This is a genomic window from Vibrio sp. 2132-1 (assembly GCF_033344315.1).
On the sequence record NZ_JAWPON010000566.1, the window covers coordinates 1 to 600 of the forward strand.

Sequence of the window (600 nt, forward strand, 5' to 3'; positions counted from 1 at the left end):
CATCATTATCTAGCGTATTGATCACATGGCTTGCGCTTTCGATCTCTCCAGCCAAGTCACGAATCGAGCCGACCGTTTGCTCCAAAATCACATTGGTATTAGAAAGCTCATCATTCGCGGTTTGGCTTGCAACTGCTGCTTCATTTGCACTCTCGCTCACATTGCGGCTAGTCACTTGCATTTCATGCACTGCTGCAGCAACTGCTTCGCTATCGCGCTGTTGAGATACTGTCGAATCTGCAATCGTCGCGGTGAGCGAGCTTAAGTTTGCCATCTCTTGACGAAGCGTGTTTGAGCTATCAATCACCTGTGACACGGTCGCTTGGATTTTAGAAACAAACTCGTTAAATGCCTTGGCCAGCTGACCAATTTCATCTTGCGTATTAATTTGGATTCGTTGGCTAAGATCACCATCACCCGAAGCGATTTGCGCCATTGCGTCTTTGATGTCGTTTAATGGTTTAAGTACTGTGCGTAGCAGCAGGAACACCATGCCAAGCGCCGCTAAGATCACAACGATGATGCCCATTTCTAAAATCGATTCTGCTCGTGCAGTCGCCGCTGAAATGTCTGACTTCAACTCACCTTGCTTATCTTCGA

The 600-nt window shown here is 47.3% G+C and carries 1 protein-coding gene; it reads right to left on the reverse strand.

The window, feature by feature from the left end; all coding sequences use genetic code 11:
* Positions 1-600, reverse strand: a 600-nt coding sequence (locus tag R8N47_RS26675; RefSeq protein WP_318186295.1) for a methyl-accepting chemotaxis protein, incomplete at both ends; no start/stop codon positions are given.